Raw genomic sequence first — 20879 nt, forward strand, 5'->3', positions numbered from 1 at the left:
TATGCAAACCCTGTCTTTTCAATTCAGTGCCGGGCAGCCCGCCCAAGGCCGCGCGCTGGTCGGATGCGTCGGCTCGGGTGATCTTGAGGTGATGCTTGAACCCGGTACCAGCGGCACCTTGGCGATTGAGGTCGTGACTTCGGTCAATGGCAGCGATGCCCGTTGGCAGCAGCTGTTTCAGCGCATGTTCAGTGAGCAGCAGATGCCTGCGCTGAACATTTCGATCCATGACTTTGGCGCGACGCCGGGTGTGGTGCGTTTGCGTTTGGAACAAGCAATGGAGGCCCTGGCTGATGACTGATGCAAATACAGACAACATTGCGCGCTTGCTGCAGCAGCGCAGTTTTATCGAGCTCGGCGCACGCCAGCGTGCACGCGCATTGCTCGACGCCGGCAGCTTTCGCGAACTGATAGATCCATTCGCCAGGGTGACCTCGCCCTGGCTGCCCAGGCAAGGCATCGTGGTGCAGGCTGATGATGGTGTGATTGTCGCCAAAGGCACCATCGATGGTGAGCCTGCAGTGGTTGCGGCAATCGAGGGCGCTTTTCAGGGCGGCAGCCTGGGCGAAGTGGGCGGGGCCAAAATTGCCGGTGCGCTGGAACTTGCCGCTGAAGATAACCGCAAGGGTATTCCTACTCGCGCCTTACTGTTGCTGGAGACCGGTGGGGTTCGCTTGCAAGAGGCCAATCTTGGGCTGGCGGCCATCGCGGAAATCCAGTCGGCGATTGTCGACCTGCGCCAATATCAACCGGTCATTGGCCTGATTGCCGGCCCGGTTGGCTGCTTCGGTGGCATGTCTATCGCAGCGGGTCTTTGCAGTTATCTGCTGGTGACACAGGAAGCCCGACTCGGTCTCAACGGGCCACAGGTCATTGAGCAGGAAGCCGGTATTGATGAATACGATTCAAGGGATCGACCTTTTATCTGGAGCCTGACCGGCGGTGAGCAGCGCAATGCCAGCGGCTTGGTCGATGCCTATGTGGTCGATGATCTCGAGGTTATCCGCGAGCAGGTCAGAGCCTTGTTCAAGCAGGGCGTGCCGGTACTTGAGCGCAGCCGCCGACATGCCTGGTTTCTCGAGCGCCTGACAGCGCTTGATGCCACGTCGCAACTCGATGCAGCCCAGGTCCGCAGTCTTTATCAAGGAGAGCAGCCATGAATACAGCTACCGAACAGCGCGGCCGTCATTGGTTCCAGCTGTTGGCTGGCGACGCAGTTGCCGTTGCAGGCTTGCCGGACTCCCTGCTGGTTGCTGACGGCAGTCTCGATGGCCAGCCCGTGCGCTATCTGGCCGTGGTTGCCGACAGCCACAACCCATTTGTGCGTGCGCGCAATGGCGAGGTCGGGTTGCTTGAGGGCTGGGGGCTGGCCCAGGCGATTGACCAGGTAATAGAGCTGGATCGCGAGCGTAAAGATAAACGCGCGCTGATTGCCATCGTCGATGTGCCGAGCCAGGCATACGGCCGCCGTGAAGAGGCGCTGGGTATTCACCAGGCGTTGGCCGGTGCGGTCGACAGTTATGCCCGTGCGCGGCTGGCAGGTCATGCGGTGGTTGCCTTGCTGGTTGGCAAGGCCATGTCCGGGGCGTTTCTGGCCCACGGTTATCAAGCCAATCGGTTGATTGCCCTGCGCGACCCCAATGTGATGGTGCATGCCATGGGCAAGGAATCTGCCGCACGAGTGACCTTGCGCAGTGTTGATGAGTTGGAGGCATTGGCTGCGACCGTTGCGCCAATGGCTTATGACATCGAAAACTACGCCAGCCTTGGCCTGCTTTGGGAAACCCTGAGTGTGAGTAATGCCGCTCAGCCGCAGGCCGATGACGTGGCCAAGGTGCAGGGCTGCCTGGGTAATGCGTTAAAGGATATCGCCAATGGCCCCCTCGACCTGAGCAGCCGACTCGGTGCCAGTAATCGCGAGGCATCGTCCCGGGTGCGTGAACTGCTCCGGGCGCAGTGGTGAGTTTTCCCTAGGGCAACAGGAGTCTAACCGGTGAACGATCGCCTCGATCAAACCAGGCAACAGCACTATCAGGCGCATGATCTGCTCTGGGGGTTCGCCCCTGAGCATCTGCCGCTGAATGCACCTGCCTGGGTGGTTGAGGCATTGCAGGTCGAGCCGCCGGTTGTTGTCAGGCGGGCACAAGGCACCGCTGGCCCTATCGCCGTGGGCGTGCGCGGCAAAGCCCGTGATCAAAGGTTTGCCTGCTGGATGCCGCGCTCGGCGGTCAGCCACAGTGTGCAGCCGGAACAGTTGATTGAACCTGGGCTTGCTCAAGCGCATCGCGATTGGCCTTTGTTCAAGGCACTCGCACTGTTGGCGGAACCACTTGACCAGAGCGGCTTGCGCTGGGGTGTGACCGGCAGTCTTGGATTCCAGCTGGCCAGCGGTATCGAGGTGATTCATCCTGCCAGCGATCTTGATTTACTGCTGCGAACCCCCCAGCCGATATCCCGCGAACAAGCAAAGGCCTGGCTGAAGTTGATTGCCCAAGCGCCGGCAAGGGTCGATGTGCAGTTGCAGTGTCCGGCGGGTGCCGTTGCGCTAGCTGAGTGGGCAACGAGTAGATCCCAGGTGTTGCTTAAAACCCAGGTGGAGCCGCTACTGGTGGATGATCCCTGGGCTGTGGAGCATGTAGCCCCATGAGCAGCCTGTGGGCTTTCCCCGGTCAAGGCGCGCAGCAGCCGGGGATGTTGCATGCGCTGGTGGACTCGTCTGAGGGGCGCGAGTGCCTGGAGCAAGCCAGTGCGGTCCTGGGGCAGGATGCCTTGGCACTGGACAGCGCCGCTGCGCTCGCCAGTACCCGTGCGGTGCAGCTGTGCTTGCTGATTAGCGGGGTTGCAGGCGCTCGTATCTTGATGCGCCGGGGCCATCGTCCTGATTTTGTCTCGGGCTTGTCGATTGGCGCCTACGCTGCTGCGGTGATCGCAGGCTCCGTCAGTTTCGCCGATGCCCTGCGCTTGGTCAGCTTGCGCGGCGAGCTGATGCAGCAGGCTTATCCGCAAGGCTTTGGCATGACCGCAATCCTGGGCCTGGAACTTGGCACTGTTGAAGAGTTACTGGCGCAGGTAAACAGCCCTGAGCAGCCGGTGTACCTGGCCAATATCAACGCCCAGGCGCAGCAGGTCATCGCGGGCAGTCACAGCGCCATGCAACAAGTCGCCGCGCTGGCGAGAAAGGCCGGCGCCGGGTGTGCAAAACAACTGGCAGTCAGTGTACCTTCGCACTGCCCATTGCTTGAGGCGCCAGCAACAGAGCTGGGCAATGCATTTGCCGGGGTTAAGGTCGAGCCGCCTACGACTCGCTACCTGAGCAGTAGTAATGCGCGCCTGCTGAGCAAACCCGACCAACTACGTGATGACCTGGCAAACAACATGTGCCGCGTTGTCGACTGGCATAGCACGCTGCGCACGGCTTATGAGCGTGGTGTCAGGTTGCACCTCGAATTGCCTCCGGGAAACGTACTTACAGGCTTGGCCCGGCGGCTATTCGAACCGGGTCAGGCCATCGCGTTCGAAGGGGCTCGTCTGGATACATTGGACGCCATGTTGCGTCAGGAGGCGAGCCGCGACTTTTGAACTGAGCTGTACCGCTTGATCGTTACGAAGACAAAAACAACAACTTCGCACGGGTTCATGAGGATAAAAATAATGATTATTTATGGTGTCGCGTTTCTTGCGTTCTGCACCCTGGTCGGCATCACCGTCGGTGAGCTGCTGGGGAAGTTGATTGGTGTTCCGGCCAACGTCGGCGGTGTCGGTATCGCCATGATGATGTTGATTTTTCTTGGCGGCTATCTACAAAAGCGCGGTTACCTGAACCTCAAGTCAGAGCAGGGCATCGAGTTCTGGAGCGCCGTCTATATTCCTATCGTGGTGGCAATGGCTGCCCAGCAAAACGTTTATGGTGCGCTTAGTGGCGGGCCAATGGCGATTCTTGCGGGTGTGGCGGCTGTGGTTCTGGCGTTTGTCCTTGTTCCGGTTCTGGATCGGATGGGTCAAAAAAAACCAGAACAACAGGATGATTCAGAAGTATCCCCCTTGCCTAAACTGCCACGGTGATAGCCATGTACGACAGTATTCTAAAAGTATTCAGCGCCTACAGCCTGGTCGCAGGCTTCGCCATTATCGGCATCACCATGTGGCTGTCTTACTGGCTCTCCGACAAACTGACCCATGGGCGCTTGCATGGCTCGGCCATTGCCATTCTCTTTGGGTTGCTCTTTGCTTATATCGGCGGTGCCTACACGGGAGGCAGCAAAGGCCTGGTCGATATACCGCTGTTATCCGGGATCGGTATTTTGGGCGGCGCGATGCTGCGGGACTTTGCCATTGTCGCGACTGGCTACGGGGTCAATGTTGATGAATTGAAACGTGCCGGAATGGTGGGCGTATTGGCGCTGTTCGTCGGCATTGCCTCTTCATTTGTCGCCGGTGTCGGTGTGGCCATGGCGTTTGGCTATACCGATTCGGTGAGTCTGACCACCATTGGTACAGGCGCCGTGACCTATATCGTCGGACCAGTAACCGGCGCGGCAATTGGGGCAAGCTCCGAGGTCATGGCGTTGTCCATTGGCGCCGGTCTGGTCAAGGCGATCCTGGTCATGATCGCAACCCCGTTTGTGGCGCCCTACATCGGCCTGAACAATCCACGCAGTGCCGTGATCTTTGGTGGTTTGATCGGGACTTCGAGCGGCGTGGCTGGAGGCTTGGCGGCGACTTATCCGAAGCTGGTGCCATACGGTTGTCTGGCGGCGGCGTTCTACACGGCCCTGGGCTGCCTGCTTGGCCCGTCACTGCTGTTCCTGATCATGCGTGGCCTGATGGGCTGAAACTGATCGAACCTTGAAGTGCGTCTTATCCAGCCTGGGCATTAGTATACTCAGGCTGGATTGTTGATGCTGTACATCCGGCACTCTGCCAGCAGCGCCAACAGATTGGGATCGCGCTCCTTGGCCTTGAGGAACACCACGCCAATGTGTTGTTGCATGCGGTATTTGGCCTGCAGGGAAATCAGCTTGACGCGGTTTTCATACACAGTAGCAATCCGGCCCGGAAGCAGGGCATAGCCAACGCCTGAGCTGACCATGCTCAGCAGGGTGAATATATCGTTCACCTGCATCGCGACCTTAGGTTCAAACCCCGCATGACGAAACACCTGCGCACCGTCCTGGTGGGTGGCAAAGCCATGGGTCAGGGTAATAAAGGTGGATTCCCTGAGCGCTGCCAGATCCACTTCGGTTTGCTCGGCGAAGGGCGAGTCCGTTGGCACCGCAAGAAAAATATCATCAGAGAACAACGGTAATTGCTCGCAGTCCTGATCATTAATATGTTCGTTCAGCGCCACCAGGATTGCATCGACTTCGAGGTTCTTGAGCTTGAACATCAAGTCGACATTGGAACCTAGAATCAGGTCGATATTCAGCTCGCTGCGCCGCAGCTTCAGGCCCATGATCAATTGCGGAACCGTCTTCACCGTCAGCGAATACAGCGAGCCGAGCTTGAAGCGTTCAGCCGAGAAGCCTGCCGCTTCCCGGGTCAGCCGTATGGTATCGAGCACATCCTGGATCAGCTTCTGGGCGCGATCCTCGAGCAGGTAGGCGCTCTCCAGCGGGATGAGGTTGCGTCCTTCGTGCTTGAACAGCGGGCAACGCAGCGCACTCTCAAGTGAATGAATCGCGCGATGTACGCTTACGTTGCTGGTCTCAAGCTCGGCAGCTGCACGACTGAGGTTGCCACTGCGCATGAATGCCAGAAATGTCTCAAGTTTCTTCAGTGTGAACTCGTCGTCAATCTGCATGCGTCAGTGCCTGGAGGGGTCGATGGCCTGCAATATCAGCCGCAGGTGATGCGGTCAATCACATCTGCTTCATCGGTGTCGATGTTCAGGCGAGATGACTTGTAATCCATGGTCATTGGGTCGGCTGGGCCAAGTACACGAACGCTTTTGGCGCCGGATTTTTCTTTGATCTGCTTGCGCAGTTCCGGGGTGACACGTTTACCGAGCATGTCCTGAACGACATCGGCATTGCACTTGTCCTTGAAACGATCAGTGGTCGCCGTCTCGGCGCTGGAGCTGCTGTTATCCACCGAGCTGCAGGCGCTCAGCGATACGATTAGGGCCAGGCCAGCGAGATGTTTAAGTTGCATGAAGATATCCTCTGATCGTGTGGTAGCGGCACAGCCTGTGCAAAATTGACGTGCTTGGCAAGCGCAAAGCGACGATCCAAGGCTGTCGGTCGTCGCCCAGCATAACCATCTCGGTGATTACGACCAAGCCCGGGATAGACCGGTATGTGCCGGCAGTCGCTTGCAAAGTCCGAAGGGCCGGCCAGCAAGTTGTGTGTCGTGCCTGATGTTGCAGCTCTTCGCCCATATCGACGGCCTACAATAAACCCGCTGGCTGTTTTGAGGTCGAACATCCAGTTAGGTAGACTGTGGCAATCTAACATGCGGCTAGAAAACGCTGAAAAAGGTAGTGGGCGACGATAGTACAGGGCGCAACGACTCACGGGAGTAACAGCCAAGGGCTGCCCAACTAAAGTTCGTTCAACCTGAAGGCTGAGCAACGTTTAACAGCCTGATATCGAGCGCAGCCGTTTTTCAGAGGTTCCCTAATTGCCCCTCAGACAAGGTGGTTGTGTGCAACCGGTTATCTCGATACAGCAGTTGAGCAAGGTTTATGCCTCGGGCCATACGGCGCTGCAAACCATCAATCTGGACATTCATAAAGGCGAGATTTTTGCGCTGCTCGGACCTAATGGTGCCGGCAAGACAACCCTGATCAGCATCATCTGCGGCATTGTCAATCCGGGCACCGGCAAGGTCCTGGTTGACGGTCACGACATTATTTCGGACTACCGCGCGGCGCGAGCCAGGATTGGCCTGGTGCCCCAGGAGTTGTTCAACGAAGGCTTTGAAAGCGTGCTGGCCACCGTCAAGTTCACCCGCGGCTTGTTTGGTAAGCCGGCCAACCCGGCTTATATCGAGCAACTGCTTCGCGATTTATCGCTCTGGGACAAAAAAGACGCGCGCATCTTTGAGTTGTCCGGCGGCATGAAGCGCCGCGTGATGATCGCCAAAGCCTTGTCCCACGAACCGCAGATCCTGTTTCTCGACGAACCAACTGCGGGTGTCGACGTCGAACTGCGCCGTGACATGTGGAATATGGTGCGGGGCCTGCGCGAGCGCGGCGTAACTATCATCCTGACCACTCACTACATTGAAGAAGCCGAGGAAATGGCCGATCGCATTGGCGTGATCAGCAAGGGCGAAATCATTCTGGTCGAGGACAAGGCTGCGCTGATGCACAAGCTTGGCAAGAAACAGCTGACCCTGCACCTGCAACAGCCCTTGACCCATATTCCAGAGGCGCTGGCCAATAACTATCCACTGGAGTTGGCCGACTCCGGCCACGCGTTGGTATTTACCTTTGATGTGCAGCGTGAGCACACCGGCATCGCCGAACTGCTCAAGGACCTGGCGCAGCAGGGGATCGACTTCAAGGACCTGCAATCGAGCCAGAGCTCGCTGGAGGATATTTTCGTGAACCTGGTGAGGAGCCGCGCATGAATTTCTACGCGATTCGCGCCATTTACCTGTTTGAGCTTGCGCGCACCTGGCGCACCTTGTTGCAAAGTATCGCCACGCCGGTAATCACCACTTCCCTATATTTCGTGGTGTTTGGGTCGGCGATTGGCTCGAGCATGACCCAGGTGCATGGCGTCAGTTACGGGGCTTTTATCATTCCAGGCCTGATCATGCTGGCGCTGTTGACCGAAAGCATCTCCAACGCCTCGTTCGGCATCTATATGCCTAAGTATTCAGGCACCATCTACGAGATACTTTCCGCACCGGTTTCCTACCTTGAGATCCTTATTGGCTATGTGGGCGCCGCGGCGACCAAATCCATTATCCTGGGTTTGATTATCCTGTTGACTGCGCGCCTGTTCGTGGATTTCGAGATTCTTCACCCGTTCTGGATGGTGGCATTTCTGATTCTTACCGCCGTGACCTTCAGCCTGTTCGGCTTCATTATCGGGGTCTGGGCCGATGGCTGGGAAAAGCTGCAAATCGTCCCCGCGCTGATCGTTACGCCCCTGACCTTCCTTGGTGGCAGCTTTTACTCGATCAGCATGCTGCCGCCGGTCTGGCAGACGGTCACTCTGTTTAACCCGGTGGTTTACTTGATCAGTGCATTTCGTTGGAGTTTTTACGGCGTTTCCGATGTCAGCGTCGGCATTAGCCTGGCCATGATCCTGGGCTTTCTGGCGCTGTGCATTGGTGCTGTGGCCTGGATATTCAAGAGTGGATATCGGCTGAAAAATTAGAGCGCTGCTCAAGGGAGGTGCAGTTGAGTACGCCTCAGGCGTTGAACCAGCAACTGGAAGCGCTTTATCGCACCGAGTCGCGGCGCGTCCTGGCGACCCTGATTCGCTTGCTGGGTGACTTCGACCTTGCCGAGGAAGCCTTGCACGAGGCGTTCCGTGCGGCGCTGGAACAATGGCAAAGCCAGGGCGTGCCAGCCAACCCTCGTGCCTGGCTGGTGTCTGCCGGGCGCTTCAAGGCCATTGACGGTTTGCGCCGCAATGCCCGTTTTGAGTGGTTGGTTAGCCATGATCAAGTGGCTGGTGATGGGCCAGTCGTGCAGGATTTTGACAGTGTTGAAGACGATCGCCTGCGCCTGATCTTTACCTGCTGCCACCCGGCGCTGGCAGATGACGCCCAGGTTGCCCTGACCTTGCGTGAAGTCTGCGACCTGACAACCGAGGATATCGCCAGGGCCTATCTCACCACCGCCAGTAATATCGCCCAGCGAATCGTGCGTGCCAAAGCGAAAATCCGTGATGCCCGTATTCCCTACGAAGTCCCTGGGCACAGTGAATTGCCGCAGCGCCTGGCTGCGGTATTGCGGGTGATCTATCTGGTATTCAACGAAGGCTATTTTGCCAGCTCGGGCGAGTCGGTCATCCGTAGCCAGCTGTCGACAGAAGCCATTCGGCTGGGGCGATTACTGCACGAGCTTTTGCCAGAGCCTCCAGTAAAAGGCTTGCTGGCATTGATGTTATTGCACGAGTCGCGCCGCCCGGCACGGGTTTCACTGGACGGGCAGGCGGTGTTGCTCGAAGAACAGGACCGCAGTCTATGGTCGCCAGCCTTTATTGCCGAAGGCCAGGCGCTGGTCCTGCAAGCGCTGCAACAAGGCGGGTACGACGGCTACAACCTGCAAGCTGCGATTGCTGCGGTGCATGCAGAGGCTGCGACGGCGGCAGATACCGACTGGCAGCAGATTGTGGGCCTTTATGATGTGTTGTTGCGCGTGCAGCCCTCGCCGGTGGTTGAGCTTAACCGGGCGGTGGCGGTATCCATGTGTGACGGGCCAGGCGCAGGGCTTGCCCTGATCGAGGCGTTGCTTGTACGTGGTGAGCTTGGACGCTATCACCTGGCGCAGATGGCCAGGGCCGATTGCTTAAGGCGTCTGGGCGATCGAGCGGCAGCACGAAACGCCTATCGCAACGCCCTGGAGATGGCTGGTTCAAGCCCCGATCGCCTGATGATCGAGCGACGCCTAAGTGAGTTGCAAGACTAAGCCAGCCCGGAATTGATCCTGGGTTTTGTTGGCTGAATAAACCTGAATGTGAAGCGAAAAGTGCGTAGAATCCGCCCCTTTTTCTGCGACAGGAGTGCTCAATGAGTTTTAATCTGGCGAACAAATCCGCTGAAGAGCGTAATGCTGGAGAGGCTGAGAAAGCGCGTTTGTTCGAGTTGTGGCAACAAAACCTGCAGCGCTCGAAGGTCGATGCCGCGCGCCTGTTTGGTGAGAAGAGCAAGCGCAAGGGCAAGTGGGACGAGTGGGTGCGTGAGCAGGTTGCGCAACTCACGCCGCCTGAATACGCGAGCATGGTCCAGCGTGAAGTGCGCCGCTTGAACAGCCAGCGCTAGACATCAAAAACCGCTGCGGCCGCGCGCCCAACAGATCAATGAACTGTCTGTTGGGCGCGCTTTTTAGCCGGTGACTCGGGCCTTGAGTCGCGAGCTATCAGCGATCGTCGCTGAGGCGCTTGTTGTGCCAGCCATCGCCACCCGGCAGCACCAGGTTAAGCAAGATCGCGACTATACCGCAGAGCGAGATGCCCTTGAGGCTGACATCGCCAGCACCAATGACCATGCCGCCAATACCGAACACCAGGGTGACAGCAACCACAACCAGGTTACGCGCCTCGGAGAGATCCACCTGATGGCGGATCAGGGTATTTAGCCCGACCACCGCGATGGAGCCGAACAGCAGGCATAGAATCCCGCCCATCACGGGCACAGGGATGCTTTGCAGGACGGCACCGAACTTACCAATGAATGCCAGGATCATGGCAATGAGTGCTGCCCAGACCATTACCTTGGGGTTGAAGTTCTTGGTCAGCATTACCGCGCCAGTGACTTCCGAATAGGTTGTATTAGGCGGGCCGCCGAGCAGGCCGGCGGCCGATGTTGCCAGGCCATCACCGAGCAAGGTGCGATGCAGGCCTGGCTTCTTCAGGTAGTTCTTGCCCGTGACAGTGCCAATTGCCAGCACATCGCCTATGTGCTCGATGGCTGGGGCTATGGCCACCGGTAGCATGAAGAGTATTGCGCTCCAGTTCAGCTCGGGGGCCACAAAGTTGGGCACTGCCAGCCAGGGCGCTGCGGCAATCGGGGCGAACTCGATTACGCCAAGCACCCAGGCCAGGCTATAACCGACCGCCACGCCAAGCAGGATGGGAATAAGCTTGAAGATGCCCTTGCCGACCACCGCGACTATCAGGGTCGTAATCAGCGCCGGAAGCGAGATCATCAGGGCCGTGTCATAAGGCACCAATTGGGCACTGCCATCACCGGCTTTACCCATGGCCATATTGGCGGCGACGGGCGCCAGGCCCAGGCCAATGGACATGATGACCGGGCCAATGACCACCGGTGGCAGTAAACGGTCGATAAAACCGGTGCCCTTGATTCTGACCGCCCCGGCCAGAAGCATGTAGACCAGGCCCGCAGCAACCAGGCCGCCGAGCGTGGCGGGTAGGCCAAAGTCAGCTTTAGCCGCCAGGATGGGGGCAATGAAGGCGAAAGACGAGGCGAGAAATACCGGGACCTGGTTCTTGGTGACCAGCTGGAAAATCAGTGTGCCAAGACCTGCTGTAAACAGCGCGACATTGGGGTCCATGCCGGTGATCAGTGGCATCAGCACCAGCGCGCCGAATGCCACGAATAGCATTTGTGAACCGGCCAACGCCTGACGCCACGTGGCGTCTTGCATCTGGTCTTGCATGCTTAGGCGTCCTTTTGCTTGGTGCCGAAAATTTTATCGCCCGCATCACCCAGCCCAGGAATGATGTAGCCGTTTTCGTTGAGGCGTTCGTCGATAGACGCGGTGTAGATCGAAACGTCCGGGTGAGCGTCCATGACTGCCTTGATCCCTTCAGGCGCCGCAACCAGCACCATGGCGCGGATTTCCTTGCAGCCAGCTTTCTTCAGCAGGTCGATAGTTGCAACCATCGAGCCGCCGGTCGCCAGCATCGGGTCGATAATCATTGCCAGGCGCTCATCGATTTCCGGGACCAGTTTTTCCAGGTAAGTGTGTGCTTGCAGGGTTTCCTCATTGCGCGCGACACCAACGGCACTGACCTTGGCGCCCGGGATCAAGCTCAGTACGCCTTCGAGCATGCCAATCCCGGCGCGCAAAATAGGTACGACCGTGATTTTCTTGCCAGAGATCTTTTCCACTTGAACCGGACCGCACCACCCGGCAATCTCGTAGGTTTCCAGCGGCAGGTCCTTGGTTGCTTCATAGGTCAGCAGGGCGCCGACTTCCTGGGCCAGTTCACGGAAGTTCTTGGTGCTGATATCAGCGCGACGCATCAGGCCGATTTTGTGGCGAATCAGCGGGTGACGAATCTCTTGGATTGGCATGTGTTGGGGCTCTCCGACTGGGCTGGCAAAAAAACTGGCTTAGATTAAAGCATTAAGTGCAATAAAGGGCGGCACTGTTCTACTTCGATGTCATCTGAATTAAGGTGGGTTTGATTGATTTGTGGCAATTATCCTCAAAAAAGCCAGAATACCTTGCACAAATAACGCTACGTTTGTCTGCGAAGGCTTGCTCGAAGGCAGACAGATGCGTACCTTTGCCGACTTTTATTTTGACGCACCGATCAGGTTTTCGTGTTGCGCTAACCCCAAGAGGAACGACCATGTCTGCTGATCTCGCGCACATCCGCCAGGTAATGGCTGAGGCTGATTGTCTGTATACCGACGATCAGGTCGAAGCGGCCATCGCAAAAATGGCTGAAGTTATCAATGCCGAGATGGCTGAGACCAATCCAGTGGTTTTCTGTGTCATGAACGGTGGGCTGATCTTCTCCGGCAAGTTGCTGCCCAAGCTCAACTTCCCGCTGGAGCTGTCCTACCTGCACGCGACCCGTTATCGCAACGAGACCAGCGGCGGCGACCTGTTCTGGAAGGCCAAGCCCGAGGTCTCGTTTATTGATCGCGATGTCCTGATCATTGATGACATCCTCGATGAAGGCCACACCCTCGGCGCTATTATCGACTTTTGCCACCATGCAGGCGCTCGCGCTGTGCATACTGCGGTGCTGGTTGATAAAGATCATGACCGCAAGGCGCGTCCGGACCTGAAAGCCGACTACGTTGGCTTGCCCTGCATTTATCGCTACATCTTTGGCTATGGCATGGACTACAAGGGTTACTGGCGCAACGCCGCGGGTATCTTTGCCGTCAAAGGCATGTAAGCCCGTGCGCAGCCCTGCATTTCTCGACCAGGCCTTGTTCGCCGACTTGGCGCGCAAGGCTGAGCAGAATCCGCGCCAGCGCCAGCATCACAATTTCCATGAAATGCAGGAACCCTGTCATCGCATGGCTATTGGTTTGCAGCCAGACACCTACATCCCGCCTCACCGCCACCTTCGTGCGGACAAGGCTGAAGCGCTGCTGGTGGTAAAGGGACGCCTGGGCCTGTTGATATTCGACCAGGACGGGGCCGTGCAGGATAAGCGAATTCTGGCAGCGGGTTCTGATTGCGTGGGGGTTGATCTGCCACCGGGGATCTTCCATGCCTTGGTCGTGCTTGAGGCCGACAGCATTCTGTTTGAATGCAAGGCCGGTCCCTACCTGCCGATAGGTGAGGGCGAGCATGCCAGTTGGGCGCCGCGCGAAGGCAGCCCAGAGGTGGCGCAGTACCTGGGTTGGATGCGCGCCCAATTCGAGTCGCTCGACTGAGCGTTGAGCGCAATGGGTCTGCGGGGTACACTTGCCGCCCCGTGAAGCCCGGTTTAGCTGGAGTCTGTAATGCGTAAAGACAAGAAACAAGTGATTGGTGAAGAGATTGGTGACGAGCCGATCAAGTTGTTCCTCGATGTCGAACCCGCTGATGACACGCCACCCTCGCTGCACAAGCTGGTAAAAGCCTATCGCGGGCTGCGCATCGATGATTTCGAGCGTTTCCTCGGCTTTTTCGTGGCAGCCGGCTATGACGTCAATGCCAAGGATGCCGACGGCAAGGACTTTGTTGCCTTGATTGAAGATCAACGCAATGCCCAGCCTTACATCGAGTTGATCAAGTCCATCGCCTGATCATCATCGCGCAGGCCGAAACCGCTTTATAAGCTGCTCTGACTTTGGCAGCAGCTTATAACAGCGGTTTTTTTGTTTGTGGCTAGATAACGCCTGCTTTCTTCCAGGCTAGATAACGGCTGACCAATGCCGGCCCCAACTCGCTTGGACGGGCATAAAGCACCGGGACATTGTTGGCCAGTAGCCGCTCGTGCAGTTTGTCGCGGGCGTTGAGATAGTCGACCGTGCCGCAGTAAGCCAGTGCTGAATCGAGGTTCTGCACGGGTGTCTGACGCAACGCATCCAGCACCTCTTCGCGCAAGCTGGCGACCAATACGCGATGCTGGCGGCCCAGGCGTTTAACCGCATTAAGGAGCTCCTGGTCCTCCTCATCGCGCAGGTTGGTGACTATCACCACCAGTGCCCGGCGACGCTGGCGGCTCAGTAGCGCATCAGTCGCCGCGCTATAGTCGGCCGGCAGTTGAGTGCTCTTGAGGTCATAGACTGCGTTGAGCAATACATTGAGCTGGGCAACGCCTTTGACAGGTGCGAGGTAGCGGTGCTGGTCGCTGGCAAAGGTGCTCAGGCCCACTGCGTCTCCCTGGCGCAGCGCTATGTAGCTCAAGAGCAGGCTGGCGTTGAGGGCATGGTCGAAATGTGAAAGCTCGCCGTCCTGGCTGCGCATGCGTCGGCCGCAGTCGAGCATAAACACAAGCTGCTGGTCGCGTTCGTCCTGATATTCGCGGGCGATTGGCGTGCGCTTGCGAGCAGTGGCTTTCCAGTCGATCTGGCGTAGGGAGTCGCCATCGCGAAATTCACGTAGTTGGTGGAACTCCATGCCCAAGCCACGCCGTTGATGCTGGCGGACACCGATCTGGCTCAACCAGTCGTCGACCGCCAGCAGCTGTGCGCCGTGCAGGCGCGCAAAGTCAGGGTAAACCCGGGTTTCCCCAGCCAGTTCAAGCCGTCGCCGGCCGTTCCACAAGCCCAGGCGGCTAGGCAAGCTGATCTCAGCCCGTGGGAAGCGGAAGTGGCCACGTACCAATGGTCGCACCCGGTAGCTGGTGCGGGTTTGTTCACCGGGTCTCAACACCACGTCTTGGGGTAGATGCTCGGTGGCCATGTCCTGGGGCGAGTGGTCGAATAACTGCACTTGCGTCTGTTGGTTGTAGCCATGGTGCAGGGTCAGTTGCACATCGCTCCAGCCTCCCAGCGGCAGTTGCCCGGGCAAGTTACGTTCGAGGCTCGGCGAGGGCGCTTTGTGCAATAGCCAGGCATCAATCAGTGCTGCCACGCCGAGTAAAAGCAGCAGTGCCCACCAGAGCGAGTTGATGATCGCGGGCAGCTCTATTGCCAATGCATCCAAGGCCCCGAGCAGCAAGGCGCAGAGCAGCAGGATCGCCATGGCGATAAGCAGGCGAGGTGCCGGTTTCATCGCGCAGCCAGCCAATAGCAAGTGATGACAGTTGTCATAGACGTGGCGCCGGTACCTGGTCGAGTAGCTGTTGCAGGACCTGGTCAACCGACAAGCCTTCAATATCCAGCTCGGGTGACAGCCTTACGCGATGGCGCAGAATCGCCAATGCACAGCCTTTGATGTCGTCCGGGATAACGAAATCCCCGCCGCGTAATAGCGCACGGGCCCGGCTGCCGCGTACCAGTGCAATCGAGGCGCGGGGACCGGCGCCGATTGCAAATCCAGGCCAGCTGCGTGTGGCGCGGGCCAGGCGTACGGCATAGTCAAGAACCTGCTCGTCAACTGGCAAGTCGCTGGCGATCTTCTGCAAGGCTTGCACGTCTTTGCCTTGCAGCAGAGTCCGTAGCGGGGCGACTTCAAGCATGTCGGCCTTGCTGGAGCGGGTCACCTGGCGAACCATGAGCATTTCTTCGTCTTGCTGCGGGTAATCCATGCGCAGCTTGAGCATGAAACGGTCGAGCTCGGCTTCTGGCAACGGGTAGGTGCCTTCCTGTTCGATGGGGTTTTGCGTGGCCAAAACCATAAAGGGCAGCGGCACGACCAGCGCTCGGCCTTCAAGGGTGACTTGGCGCTCCTGCATCACCTCAAGCAGTGCCGCCTGGGTCTTGGCTGGGGCGCGGTTGATTTCATCCGCCAGCAGCAGGTTGGTGAATACCGGGCCTTTACGCAGTTTGAATTGCTCGCTTTGCAGGTCGTAGACCGCATGCCCTGTGACATCGCTGGGCATCAGGTCCGGGGTGAACTGGATTCGCGAGAACTCACCGCCAAAGCATTTGGCCAGGGCGCGTACCAGCAAGGTCTTGCCCAGGCCGGGGACGCCTTCAATCAATACATGGCCGCCAGCAATCAATGCGGTCAGTACATCGTCAATGACCTGGGCCTGGCCGATCAGGGCCTTTTGCAGTTCCAGGCGCAGCGCTTGGGCGAGTTGGCTGGCGCGCTGGCGCTGTTGTGCCGTATTGGCAGCCGAACTGGCCGGTGCTGGGCTGGTTGCAGGGCTGGCGCTGGGCTGGTCCGGAGTATGTTCGCTCATAGGGCATTCCTGAGGGTTTGCAGGTTGGCAACCTGGCGGGTGAAGTCGGTGGCGGTTAGCCGTTGCTGAGGCAGTGGCCGCATGGCTTTACCAATTGTGCTGGTGGAAAGGCGTGTCAGCCGGCTGAGAACCAACCATTGGTCTGCCACTGGCAAACGTTCAAACCCAGGGTGGCGTTTGCGTGCGCGACGTTGGATATCCAGTTGCAAGCCTTGGAGCAGAGTCTGTTGGCCGCTGCGCCTGAGGCTGAAGTCGGCGCTGGCGCGGATATGTTCTTGCAGCTGTCTGCGGCTGAAGCTTGCCGGTAGTTGCAGCGGGCCCTGGCGCATGCCGACGCTCCAAAGCGTAAGTGCCAGGAGCAAGCCAAGGGCCAATAGCGCTTGTGGGAAGTACTCCCAGAGCAAGCTCAGCAGGCCATCATGGTCGGCGCGAAAGAGCAGGGTGACGTCGCTTTCCTGGGTCAGGTACCAGAGTAGCCAGGCATTGTCGTACTTGGCGATTTTATTGTTTTGCCAGATCCAGCTATCGGTTAATACCGTGATCAAGCCGTCGCCATGATAGAGCTGGAGCATGTGGGTTGATTGCGCGCTATTGGCCCAGGCTGTGGCAAGGTTCTTGGCGTCATAAAGATGAAAGTCGGTGTCGAAGCTGATGTAGGCCGGCGCTTGCTCGTTTTCAAGATAGAGCTTGGTCAGCTTGGGATAGGCATCTTGCTCTTTGTCAGGTGCCGGGGCTGCGGCCTGCGCTTCATCGGGATCGCTTTGCGACAACTGCTCCAATTGTGAAAGGCCATGTTGCTCTGCCTCATCAGCTTCGCCCTGGGTTGCAGCGGCAGGCTGCTCGGCTGCGCCCTTGGCGTCTTCGGGCCTGTCGAGGTTATCGCTTTCAAGTTGCTGGATGCCCAGGCTGTCGAGAAGTAAATCACCACTCTTGCCTTTCTTGTCATCCCACAAGCGTTCCGCGACAAATATCAGATGTCCGCCTTTGGCTGCCCAGTCGAGCAACCGCTGGGTTTGCTGTGGCGTGACTTTCTCGCGATCCCCCAGCAGTAACAGGCTGTGTCCGGCACTGGGCAGTTGGCTCAGCTTGGCCAGGCTGTCGGCGGTCTCAACCTTGACACCTTGGGCGCGTAAAAAGGACTGTGCGGCAAAGTAGGGGTTGGCTTTAACTTCAGGCGCCGCGCCATGGTCGATTACCGTTTCATAGGATTCAGCCCGACCCAGCAAATAGCTGGCAAGCCAGCCAAGGGCAAGAATCAGCAGGGCGCCGAGGAAAAAACCGGTACGACGGTTCATGCCTCGACTCCAGGCTCAAACAGTTGGCGCCAACTGTTGCACAGTGATTGCTTGGCCGTGGCTGGCGGCAGGCGGTGTCCGTAGGCCAGGTTTTGCCAATGCAGGGTCAGGCTTGAGCTGAATTGCTCAAGCGAAGGCTGTTGCAGGCTTGCAACCAGTTGCAGCACTTCTGACTCGGTGTGGGCGCTTTTCAGGGCGAGTTTATAGTCATGCAGCAAACGGCTGAGCAAGGCGCGGTAGAGCAGGCTCAACGCTGCGCGTGGCTCATGCTCCCAGAGTTGGCTGACTTCACGGCAAATATCATCGGGCAGGCTTTCAGGCGTGACTTCCAGGCCAAACATCTGGCTCGGCGGTAGTTCGTGGGGGCGCTGGGGCAAGCCAAAACGGCCGGTGAAAGTGCTTAACCAGTCTCGATAACGCCACAGTACCCATGCGATAAGGGCTAGCAGCCCAGCCCAGAGCAGAACTGAGAATACTCTGGCCAGGGTTTCCATTGACTCCCACAGTTTGCCCAAGGTCTTCAAACCTGAAAACAGTGACTCTAGAAAATCTGGGTCCGGCGTGAACTCTTCCTTGTTGGCGTCGGCCTCGTCCCGCAAGCGCCAGCGCGTGACTGTTTCCGGGTTTTTAAACGGTGGTTTATCGAGAAGCTGGGTAATGCTCTGCTGCGCCGCCTGGCTGCTAAGGGCCTGCTTCTGCAAACGCTCGGCGTGCGGCCCAAGAGGGTCGGGGGTGACATGTGGCCCGCTTGTCAATTCAGCGCTGGTACTGGAGGCCTTTAGTTCCGGGTTGGCCATGGCGGTGCCGGGTAACTGGCTGAAGAGCAGGCCAGCGCCCAGTAGCAGGGCATAGGCTATGCCTTTGAGGCGTTGCTGCAGTTGGCGAAATACCAGTTCGATATCCCAGGCTTCCAGCGCGGTGCGGCGATTCAGGTACAGGCAAAAGCCGCAGGCTACATAGACCGGCTCCCAGACAATCAGGAGCAAGGCATAGAGTCCGTTGGACAGGTGTTCGAGCCACATCCAGTCGTTCTGGCCAGGGGCAATCAGGCTTTGCCAGCTCCAGTCCAGCTCGAGTTGCTGGGGCAGCATCAGGTAGAACAGGGTGGCCAGGCCAAGGCTCAGGGCCATTTCAAGGTGGACGCCGACGACTGTCAGCCAGGTTGCGGTCCCGGTATTCTTGTGGCCGAGCACTGCCAGGCGCTGGCTGCGGGCTGTTCCGGATAGGCCTTCGAGCTGCATGACCGGCATGTCAAAGCTGCGCGTTGTGCTCAGACGGCGCCAGGTCAAGCTGGCCAGTAGTTGCGGCTTGAGCAGGCGGGGATAGGCTTTGAGGGCTTGTTTTAGTGTCGGCGTATTGCCAAACAAGCAGTTGGATAAAATGTATAGCGGTAATCGTTCATAGGCTGGCTTGAGCCACCAGAATACGAACATGGCAATGCCCGGCGAATCCCAGAATACCAGGCAAAGCAGGGCGAATATCGGCAGGGTGACCAGTGCCCAGCTGGCCATCAGTAACCCGGCATGTCGCCGCGCAAGCAGCACTCCCAGGTCCATTGCTTCCCAGTTGCTGCGTGGCCGAATTGCTACGCTGGCTTCAGTCAGGCGCATGTACACCTCGGCCTGCAAGGGTCAGGTAACTCAAGACCAATGCCCAGAGCGCGGCGCCTACCGCGTATTTAACATGCGGTGTGGCAAAGGTCATGGATGACCAATAGGCCTCGATAAACGCGGCAAGCAACAGAAATACTGCAGCCCCGGCAACCAGGCGAATGCTGACCGCCGCGGCCAGGCGCAAGGCCTCCATGCGCGGCAAGCGGCCGGGAGCGAGTAATGCCCAGCCAAGTTTCAAACCCGCAGCGCCAGCAAGGGCGATGGCGGTTAGCTCGAAAGCACCATGACCGATGACGAACGACCAGAATGTTTCGCTGTAGCCTATTTGTGTCAGGTGGCCGGCCACCGCACCTATCATCACGCCGTTGAACAGAAGGAAGAACAAGCTGCCCAGGCCCAGTAGCAAGCCGCTGGCGAATGTCTGGAAGGCAATGCCGATGTTGTTCATGATGTAGAAGCCGAACATCATCCAGTCGTCGCCGGCGCCACGCTCACTGAAGCGGCCGAGGCGGCTTGCTTCCGGGTCGTACATGCTTTCCATGCTGGCCACCTGTTGCGGGTCGACCACGCTGTAGACCAGGTGAGGGAACAAATAGACCAGCAAGCCCATGGTGATCAGGCTGCCAAAGAACAGCAGGCTGGCAGCGGCTACAAAGCGCCACTGGGCTCGAACCAGACGGGGGAATCCACTGAGCAAGAACCCCACAAGTTGCGCGCCAATGGTGCTGCGATGCCGGTAGAGCTGCTGATGGCCACGCAAAGCCAGTTGTTGCAGATGCTCAATCAAGTAGTTGCTGTAGCCGCGGGCCTGGGCCAGCGAGAGGTGCTGGCAAATGCGCCGGTAATCGGCTGCGAAGCCTTTGCTGTGAGCTGCATCGGTCTTGCCGGTTTTTTCCAGGCCATCCAGCTTGCTGGCAAAGTCTTTCCAGCTGGCTTGGTAATGGCTTTCGAATTGGCTCTGCTTCATCTTGGCCCCACCAGGCTATGGGCAATCCCATTGAGCCTGTGCTCGGCTTGTTCGGCAGGTACCTGCAGCTGTTGCGCGATGATGCCTGCCAGTTCGATACGGCGTTCTTTCGACAGGCCATTGGCGCGTTCAGCGAAGCCAAGAATTGCGCGTTGTTCTTTCAGGCTGAGCGCGAAGGGAGCGCGTATGGCCTCTGCTTCAGGCAGGATCGGGGGCTGCGGCTTTTCCTCGCGGTAAACGACCAGGGTACCGGCGGCGATATCGCCCAAACGCTTGAATGTCGGGCTGTTGAGGCAACTGAGAATGCCAAAGGTGTAGCCCATCGGCAGGATATCGACAAAGCGCAACAGGTTGCGGGTCAGCGAGGCCGGCCAGCCAACCGGCGTGCCGTCGTCGTGTACAACGCGCAGCCCCATCCATTGCTTGCCAGGTGAGCGGCCCTGGTTGAGCACCTCAAACAGAACCATGTACCACCAGGTCACCAGGAACAGCAAAATAGTGCCCAGGCCCATGCCCAGTTTGCCGAGCATGCCCAGCAACAGGTACATCAGGCCCATGACGACGCCACGAATAATCAAGTCGATGCTATACGCCAGCGCGCGAGGGACAAGTCCCGCTGGACGCAGGGTGAGATCGATACCTTCTGGTGTTTCGACTTGGTAGCGCGTATCCAGCAGCCCGGCACTGGGCTGGGCCGAGGTCTGGCTGGTGGCGTGTTCTAGGCTGTTTTCGATATGCGGCATCGGCTGACTGCGATGAATAAAGCCCGATGCTAGCCAGCGCGAGGCGCCGAGGCAACCTGTCTCGGCACAATCTGTGGATAAAAGCCGCAACTCAATCTTTTGATTGGTAAAAAGATTGGACCCATAAGCGATGTTAGACTGAAAAAGCC

24 protein-coding genes are annotated in these 20879 nt (G+C 58.3%); 14 read left to right on the plus strand and 10 right to left on the minus strand.

Annotated elements, in window-relative coordinates; all coding sequences use genetic code 11:
• The first annotated feature begins 1 nt into the window (after window position 1).
• The 7 genes from PSES9_RS0109675 to madM all read left to right on the plus strand — a co-directional run bounded on the left by PSES9_RS0109675 (window position 2) and on the right by madM (window position 4832).
• Window positions 2–301, plus strand: coding sequence for a malonate decarboxylase subunit delta (locus PSES9_RS0109675; RefSeq protein WP_010486417.1), 300 nt, complete (start codon window positions 2–4; stop codon window positions 299–301).
• On the plus strand, window positions 294–1160 hold the full coding sequence (locus PSES9_RS0109680) for a biotin-independent malonate decarboxylase subunit beta (RefSeq protein ID WP_010486418.1): 867 nt from the start codon (window positions 294–296) through the stop codon (window positions 1158–1160). Before PSES9_RS0109675 ends, PSES9_RS0109680 begins: the two co-directional genes overlap by 8 nt.
• Window positions 1157–1963 carry a biotin-independent malonate decarboxylase subunit gamma gene (gene mdcE, locus PSES9_RS0109685; protein WP_010486419.1) on the plus strand — a complete coding sequence of 269 codons (807 nt, stop codon included), beginning with the start codon at window positions 1157–1159 and terminating at the stop codon, window positions 1961–1963. Before PSES9_RS0109680 ends, mdcE begins: the two co-directional genes overlap by 4 nt.
• 30 nt (window positions 1964–1993) lie before the next feature.
• Window positions 1994–2647, plus strand: coding sequence for a malonate decarboxylase holo-ACP synthase (locus PSES9_RS0109690; RefSeq protein WP_010486420.1), 654 nt, complete (start codon window positions 1994–1996; stop codon window positions 2645–2647).
• Window positions 2644–3579 (plus strand): malonate decarboxylase subunit epsilon, encoded by a 936-nt coding sequence (mdcH, locus tag PSES9_RS0109695; protein WP_010486421.1) that lies wholly within the window; start codon window positions 2644–2646, stop codon window positions 3577–3579. The genes PSES9_RS0109690 and mdcH overlap by 4 nt, the downstream gene beginning before the upstream one ends.
• Window positions 3580–3651: 72 nt before the next feature.
• Complete coding sequence (gene madL / locus PSES9_RS0109700; RefSeq protein ID WP_010486423.1) at window positions 3652–4062, plus strand: malonate transporter subunit MadL; 411 nt, start codon at window positions 3652–3654, stop codon at window positions 4060–4062.
• 5 nt (window positions 4063–4067) lie between these two features.
• Window positions 4068–4832 carry a malonate transporter subunit MadM gene (madM, locus tag PSES9_RS0109705; protein ID WP_010486425.1) on the plus strand — a complete coding sequence of 255 codons (765 nt, stop codon included), beginning with the start codon at window positions 4068–4070 and terminating at the stop codon, window positions 4830–4832.
• 50 nt (window positions 4833–4882) lie between these two features.
• Here madM and PSES9_RS0109710 read toward each other — a convergent pair whose 3' ends face one another.
• Window positions 4883–5800 carry a LysR family transcriptional regulator gene (locus PSES9_RS0109710; protein ID WP_010486427.1) on the minus strand — a complete coding sequence of 306 codons (918 nt, stop codon included), beginning with the start codon at window positions 5798–5800 and terminating at the stop codon, window positions 4883–4885.
• Between the two features lie 35 nt (window positions 5801–5835).
• Complete coding sequence (locus tag PSES9_RS0109715; protein ID WP_010486429.1) at window positions 5836–6150, minus strand: I78 family peptidase inhibitor; 315 nt, start codon at window positions 6148–6150, stop codon at window positions 5836–5838.
• Between the two features lie 492 nt (window positions 6151–6642).
• On the opposite strand from PSES9_RS0109715, the gene PSES9_RS0109720 reads away from it, so the two are divergent.
• The 4 genes from PSES9_RS0109720 (at window position 6643) to PSES9_RS0109735 (ending at window position 9942) form a co-directional block, all read left to right on the plus strand.
• Window positions 6643–7572 carry an ABC transporter ATP-binding protein gene (locus PSES9_RS0109720; protein ID WP_010486431.1) on the plus strand — a complete coding sequence of 310 codons (930 nt, stop codon included), beginning with the start codon at window positions 6643–6645 and terminating at the stop codon, window positions 7570–7572.
• Complete coding sequence (locus tag PSES9_RS0109725) at window positions 7569–8330, plus strand: ABC transporter permease (RefSeq protein ID WP_010486432.1); 762 nt, start codon at window positions 7569–7571, stop codon at window positions 8328–8330. Before PSES9_RS0109720 ends, PSES9_RS0109725 begins: the two co-directional genes overlap by 4 nt.
• Window positions 8331–8371: 41 nt before the next feature.
• Window positions 8372–9589 carry an RNA polymerase sigma factor gene (locus tag PSES9_RS0109730; RefSeq protein ID WP_010486433.1) on the plus strand — a complete coding sequence of 406 codons (1218 nt, stop codon included), beginning with the start codon at window positions 8372–8374 and terminating at the stop codon, window positions 9587–9589.
• Between the two features lie 101 nt (window positions 9590–9690).
• Entirely contained in the window at window positions 9691–9942 is a 252-nt protein-coding gene (locus PSES9_RS0109735; RefSeq protein WP_010486434.1) for a hypothetical protein, read from the plus strand.
• A gap of 97 nt (window positions 9943–10039) precedes the next feature.
• On the opposite strand, the gene PSES9_RS0109740 is transcribed toward PSES9_RS0109735, so the two are convergent.
• Together PSES9_RS0109740 and upp are read right to left on the minus strand one after the other, a co-directional pair.
• Window positions 10040–11302: a uracil-xanthine permease family protein gene (locus PSES9_RS0109740; RefSeq protein ID WP_010486435.1), complete on the minus strand. Its 1263-nt coding sequence runs from the start codon at window positions 11300–11302 to the stop codon at window positions 10040–10042.
• A 2-nt stretch (window positions 11303–11304) separates the two neighbouring features.
• On the minus strand, window positions 11305–11943 hold the full coding sequence (gene upp / locus PSES9_RS0109745) for a uracil phosphoribosyltransferase (protein WP_010486437.1): 639 nt from the start codon (window positions 11941–11943) through the stop codon (window positions 11305–11307).
• Window positions 11944–12224: 281 nt separating this feature from the next.
• Between upp and PSES9_RS0109750 the strand changes: the two genes are divergently transcribed.
• The 3 genes from PSES9_RS0109750 to PSES9_RS0109760 all read left to right on the plus strand — a co-directional run bounded on the left by PSES9_RS0109750 (window position 12225) and on the right by PSES9_RS0109760 (window position 13623).
• Window positions 12225–12782 carry a hypoxanthine-guanine phosphoribosyltransferase gene (locus PSES9_RS0109750; protein WP_010486439.1) on the plus strand — a complete coding sequence of 186 codons (558 nt, stop codon included), beginning with the start codon at window positions 12225–12227 and terminating at the stop codon, window positions 12780–12782.
• Window positions 12783–12786: 4 nt separating this feature from the next.
• Window positions 12787–13269 carry a WbuC family cupin fold metalloprotein gene (locus PSES9_RS0109755; RefSeq protein ID WP_010486440.1) on the plus strand — a complete coding sequence of 161 codons (483 nt, stop codon included), beginning with the start codon at window positions 12787–12789 and terminating at the stop codon, window positions 13267–13269.
• A gap of 69 nt (window positions 13270–13338) precedes the next feature.
• On the plus strand, window positions 13339–13623 hold the full coding sequence (locus tag PSES9_RS0109760) for a PA4642 family protein (protein ID WP_010486442.1): 285 nt from the start codon (window positions 13339–13341) through the stop codon (window positions 13621–13623).
• 82 nt (window positions 13624–13705) lie between these two features.
• On the opposite strand, the gene PSES9_RS0109765 is transcribed toward PSES9_RS0109760, so the two are convergent.
• Genes PSES9_RS0109765 through PSES9_RS0109790 form a run of 6 tightly spaced genes read right to left on the minus strand, consistent with a single transcriptional unit; the run spans window position 13706 to window position 20730 of the window.
• A complete protein-coding gene (locus PSES9_RS0109765) occupies window positions 13706–15037 on the minus strand; it encodes a DUF58 domain-containing protein (RefSeq protein ID WP_010486444.1) in 1332 nt (443 codons plus the stop codon).
• A gap of 34 nt (window positions 15038–15071) precedes the next feature.
• Window positions 15072–16112, minus strand: a complete 1041-nt coding sequence (locus tag PSES9_RS0109770) for an AAA family ATPase (RefSeq protein WP_010486446.1) — start codon at window positions 16110–16112, stop codon at window positions 15072–15074.
• The gene (locus PSES9_RS0109775; RefSeq protein WP_010486447.1) at window positions 16109–17407 is read right to left on the minus strand and encodes a DUF4350 domain-containing protein; all 1299 of its coding nucleotides are present in this window, start codon (window positions 17405–17407) and stop codon (window positions 16109–16111) included. The genes PSES9_RS0109770 and PSES9_RS0109775 overlap by 4 nt, the downstream gene beginning before the upstream one ends.
• Window positions 17404–19017 carry a DUF4129 domain-containing protein gene (locus tag PSES9_RS0109780; RefSeq protein ID WP_010486448.1) on the minus strand — a complete coding sequence of 538 codons (1614 nt, stop codon included), beginning with the start codon at window positions 19015–19017 and terminating at the stop codon, window positions 17404–17406. Before PSES9_RS0109780 ends, PSES9_RS0109775 begins: the two co-directional genes overlap by 4 nt.
• Window positions 19004–19987, minus strand: coding sequence for a stage II sporulation protein M (locus tag PSES9_RS0109785; RefSeq protein WP_010486449.1), 984 nt, complete (start codon window positions 19985–19987; stop codon window positions 19004–19006). Before PSES9_RS0109785 ends, PSES9_RS0109780 begins: the two co-directional genes overlap by 14 nt.
• Window positions 19984–20730 (minus strand): RDD family protein, encoded by a 747-nt coding sequence (locus tag PSES9_RS0109790; protein WP_010486451.1) that lies wholly within the window; start codon window positions 20728–20730, stop codon window positions 19984–19986. Before PSES9_RS0109790 ends, PSES9_RS0109785 begins: the two co-directional genes overlap by 4 nt.
• Window positions 20731–20879: the final 149 nt, after the last annotated feature.

It is taken from the genome of Pseudomonas sp. S9 (assembly GCF_000222125.1).
Lineage (GTDB): Bacteria > Pseudomonadota > Gammaproteobacteria > Pseudomonadales > Pseudomonadaceae > Aquipseudomonas > Aquipseudomonas segetis.

Coding starts and splice junctions, on each gene's coding strand:
- PSES9_RS0109675 (WP_010486417.1), top strand. CDS start 2: ATGCAAACCCTGTCTTTTCAATTCAGTGCCGGGCAGCCCGCCCAAGGC.
- PSES9_RS0109680 (WP_010486418.1), top strand. CDS start 294: ATGACTGATGCAAATACAGACAACATTGCGCGCTTGCTGCAGCAGCGC.
- mdcE (WP_010486419.1), top strand. CDS start 1,157: ATGAATACAGCTACCGAACAGCGCGGCCGTCATTGGTTCCAGCTGTTG.
- mdcH (WP_010486421.1), top strand. CDS start 2,644: ATGAGCAGCCTGTGGGCTTTCCCCGGTCAAGGCGCGCAGCAGCCGGGG.
- madL (WP_010486423.1), top strand. CDS start 3,652: ATGATTATTTATGGTGTCGCGTTTCTTGCGTTCTGCACCCTGGTCGGC.
- madM (WP_010486425.1), top strand. CDS start 4,068: ATGTACGACAGTATTCTAAAAGTATTCAGCGCCTACAGCCTGGTCGCA.
- PSES9_RS0109710 (WP_010486427.1), bottom strand. CDS start 5,800: ATGCAGATTGACGACGAGTTCACACTGAAGAAACTTGAGACATTTCTG.
- PSES9_RS0109715 (WP_010486429.1), bottom strand. CDS start 6,150: ATGCAACTTAAACATCTCGCTGGCCTGGCCCTAATCGTATCGCTGAGC.
- PSES9_RS0109725 (WP_010486432.1), top strand. CDS start 7,569: ATGAATTTCTACGCGATTCGCGCCATTTACCTGTTTGAGCTTGCGCGC.
- PSES9_RS0109735 (WP_010486434.1), top strand. CDS start 9,691: ATGAGTTTTAATCTGGCGAACAAATCCGCTGAAGAGCGTAATGCTGGA.
- PSES9_RS0109740 (WP_010486435.1), bottom strand. CDS start 11,302: ATGCAAGACCAGATGCAAGACGCCACGTGGCGTCAGGCGTTGGCCGGT.
- upp (WP_010486437.1), bottom strand. CDS start 11,943: ATGCCAATCCAAGAGATTCGTCACCCGCTGATTCGCCACAAAATCGGC.
- PSES9_RS0109750 (WP_010486439.1), top strand. CDS start 12,225: ATGTCTGCTGATCTCGCGCACATCCGCCAGGTAATGGCTGAGGCTGAT.
- PSES9_RS0109760 (WP_010486442.1), top strand. CDS start 13,339: ATGCGTAAAGACAAGAAACAAGTGATTGGTGAAGAGATTGGTGACGAG.
- PSES9_RS0109765 (WP_010486444.1), bottom strand. CDS start 15,037: ATGAAACCGGCACCTCGCCTGCTTATCGCCATGGCGATCCTGCTGCTC.
- PSES9_RS0109770 (WP_010486446.1), bottom strand. CDS start 16,112: ATGAGCGAACATACTCCGGACCAGCCCAGCGCCAGCCCTGCAACCAGC.
- PSES9_RS0109775 (WP_010486447.1), bottom strand. CDS start 17,407: ATGAACCGTCGTACCGGTTTTTTCCTCGGCGCCCTGCTGATTCTTGCC.
- PSES9_RS0109780 (WP_010486448.1), bottom strand. CDS start 19,017: ATGCGCCTGACTGAAGCCAGCGTAGCAATTCGGCCACGCAGCAACTGG.
- PSES9_RS0109785 (WP_010486449.1), bottom strand. CDS start 19,987: ATGAAGCAGAGCCAATTCGAAAGCCATTACCAAGCCAGCTGGAAAGAC.
- PSES9_RS0109790 (WP_010486451.1), bottom strand. CDS start 20,730: ATGCCGCATATCGAAAACAGCCTAGAACACGCCACCAGCCAGACCTCG.